This is a genomic window from Phocaeicola sp. (assembly GCF_057861905.1).
Window position 1 is genome coordinate 1 of sequence record NZ_DBMACV010000133.1, and the last position, 3,146, is coordinate 3,146.

3 protein-coding genes are annotated in these 3,146 nt (G+C 46.2%); 1 reads left to right on the forward strand and 2 read right to left on the reverse strand.

What is annotated here, in order from left to right; genetic code table 11:
- Positions 1-337 precede the first annotated feature (337 nt).
- Positions 338-1,453 carry a DNA-processing protein DprA gene (gene dprA / locus ACZM60_RS14630; protein WP_489521856.1) on the reverse strand — a complete coding sequence of 372 codons (1,116 nt, stop codon included), beginning with the start codon at positions 1,451-1,453 and terminating at the stop codon, positions 338-340.
- Positions 1,450-1,857, reverse strand: a complete 408-nt coding sequence (locus ACZM60_RS14635; RefSeq protein ID WP_489521857.1) for an acyl-CoA thioesterase — start codon at positions 1,855-1,857, stop codon at positions 1,450-1,452. The genes dprA and ACZM60_RS14635 overlap by 4 nt, the downstream gene beginning before the upstream one ends.
- Positions 1,858-1,917: 60 nt before the next feature.
- Between ACZM60_RS14635 and ACZM60_RS14640 the strand changes: the two genes are divergently transcribed.
- On the forward strand, positions 1,918-2,859 hold the full coding sequence (locus ACZM60_RS14640) for a tRNA-dihydrouridine synthase family protein (protein ID WP_489521858.1): 942 nt from the start codon (positions 1,918-1,920) through the stop codon (positions 2,857-2,859).
- Positions 2,860-3,146 lie beyond the last annotated feature (287 nt).

Here is a 3,146-nt window from a genome sequence, read left to right on the forward strand (position 1 = left end):
TTAAAGATACAAAATCTTTAGGTAATAACAAAGCCCCAGCTTGTGAAAGTCGGGGCTTTGTGCTAAAAAAGAAGGTGTGCTTTTTGACACACCTTCTTTTTCTTTTTTATAATAAACAAACTGTTAGAATGTGTGCGCAAACGCTTTTAAATGTAAAATAGTTTTAAACATTTTGTAATAATGTTTCCTGCTCTTGCGTGATATGTTGCAAATTGGTACATTTGCATTGTGATTTTTTTCATAGTATTAGATTTAAGGTTAACAAGGTTGGGAGAAAGCGTTCTCCCATTTTTTTTGTCCTTTGGTAAACCTTGTCCCGAAGGTTGTAAGTCGGATATTATATCAGCTTGTATACTCCTCCGGCAAGTGTACGGATAATGCCTTTCATTTCCAGTTCGAACAAGATGCTTGTCATACGGTTGATGGCAATATTGCTCTCTACGACGAGCGAATTAATTTGAATTCCGTCGGGATGTTTTTGGAGCAAAGCCACTATTTTCTCTTCGTTTTCGTCCAGTTCAGGGAATAACTGACGTTGTATGACAGCAGGAGCTTGTGCTTCGCTGTCCCAGTTCATAGCCTTTACCAGTTCCTCTGCACTTTGAAGCAGTATGGCACGGTTGGAACGTATCAATTCGTTGCATCCCGCCGAATATGTATCATGAATGCGGCCCGGAAAAGAGAAACAGTCACGATGATAACTTTCTGCAATTTCCGCCGTAATCAGCGAGCCTCCTTTGTTTGCCGATTCAACCACAATCGTTGCATCGCTAATGCCCGCCACGATACGGTTTCGTTTGATGAAATTCTGCCGGTCAGGATTAGTCCCGCTCATAAATTCGGTCAGCAACCCTCCACATTGCGTCATCTCGGCAGCCGTACGTCGGTGTACCGACGGATAAATTCTGTCCAGCCCATGAGCCAGAACACCTATCGTTTCCATCTGATGCTGCAGGGCGGCGCGATGAGCATGGATGTCGATACCATAAGCCAGTCCGCTTACGATTAATACATCGGGCAACAATTCTTTCAGCTCACCGATAAATCGCATGCATATATCCTTGCCGTAATCGGTTGCATTGCGGGTTCCCACCATGCTGATGATATGCCGCTGGTTCAAATCACTGGTTCCCCGATAGAACAGAACCAGTGGAGCATCGTCGCATTCACGAAGGCGGGAAGGATAGGCCTCGTCGTCGCTGGTAAGGCAGGCTATATGGTTCTTCTCTGCGAACAAGAGTTCTGCTTCGCAACGGCGCAGTACTTCCGGCGCATCGAAGGCATGGATTATCTTAGGAGAAATCCCCGGAACAATATCTTCCAGTTCTTTGGCATGGTCGAAAAGCAAGGCAGCCTGTCCGTTTACAGCCTGTAACAAGTTATGAGCACCCACGATTCCTATTCCCGGAAGCTGAGTCAGTGCCAGACGGCAGAGTAATTCACGGTCTTTCATTCGGCAAGATAAGGAGCAAAGGTCGTATCAAAAAGTTCGCTGCTGCCCAGTCGCCCGTTGATGACACACACCGTTTCCACTGTCGATTTAATGACAACCTTCATGTCGGGCAACCGGAATATATCCTGATAGAAGACATATTTTATTCCTTCTTTCTTGAGATATAATTTCGAAACAAACTCGTCACCGCTTTTCAGAGGCGTTTTAAACGCCATTGTCAGGCGTGCTACGACCGGATCTATCCCTTCCTCGTGCAACCGGGCGAAACTGATGCCTGTCGAAGTAAGGAACTCATGTCGGGTATGTTCGATATAATGCTGGTAATTCGCATTGTTTACGATACCTTGCAGGTCGCATTCATAGTCGCGCACCTTCACTTTCAGTTCATAAATATATTTATCCATGGGGATGATTTTTTAATGTATTCTACAAAGGTAACGAATAATCCGTATATTTGCGGCTGTATGAAACAGAATATACCGGCAATATATGCGGCACCGTTGCAAGGATTTACGGAGGCTGCCTGGCGTAATGCGCACGAACAGACGTTCGGAGGCGTAGATGCTTACTATACTCCTTTTATTCGTCTGGAAAAGGGAGAAGTCCGTAACAAAGACAAACGGGAAGTGATGCCCGGACAGAACACCGTAAGTCACCTGATACCTCAACTGGTTGCGTCGGAGCCGGAAGAACTGAACCGGCTTGCCGGTTTCCTCGCCTCGCAAGGTTATCGGGAAATAGATGTCAATATGGGATGCCCTTTTCCGCTGATTGCCAATCGTGGAAAGGGGGCGGGCATATTGCCTTACCCCGAAAAAGTTTCCGCATTACTGGAGGAAATGCGTCAGTTGCCGGAAATCCGTTTCTTCGTCAAGATGCGGCTTGGCTGGCAGGATGCCGATGAATGGAAGCAGGTATTGCCGTTGTTGAACCGCTCGTGTGTGGTTCAGGTAACTCTTCATCCGCGTATCGGGAAGCAGCAGTACAAGGGAGAGGTGAATCGTGCGGCGTTCCAGGCATTCTATGAGGTCTGCGAACTGCCGTTAGTCTACAATGGCGATTTGCGTACGCTGGAGGCTGTTCAGAAGCTGATGGAAGCCTATCCGCGATTGAAAGGTGTTATGCTGGACAGAGGCCTGCTTGCCGACCCGTCGCTTGCCCGTTCCATTCGCGAAGGAAAAGCTCCGGATAAGGCTACGCTGTATCGACAGGTAGCCGAAATGCACCGGTTGATGTACGAACATTACAGCCGGACGATTGAGGGAGGAGAGGCACAGTTGCTCGCCAAACTGAAAACCATGTGGGAATATCTGCTCCCCGACATGGAGAAGAAACCTCGTAAAGCGATTCTGAAAAGTAATCGTCTGGATGCTTATCTCAGGGCGGTAGCAGAGGCACTGCGTTGATTTGAAGGAAGCATCGTCAGGAAGTGATGAAAACGTCCTCGTCTTTTTTTATTTTTTGTACAAAACAAAAAAGTTTTTGTACAAAAAACGGGAGAAATGTGCCGGCTCGTTTTTGAATGTGCGCAGAGGACTTTTCCTGCACTGCCTGAAACTTTTCTGCTTCCTCATCTTTCTCTTCTTGTTATCTGAGACGTGAGTTCGGGATAAGAAAGTATCTTTAAAAGTTGGTAATCACCGAATTATTTTGTATATTTAAGTCTGACAAACAATTAATTACAAATTAACAA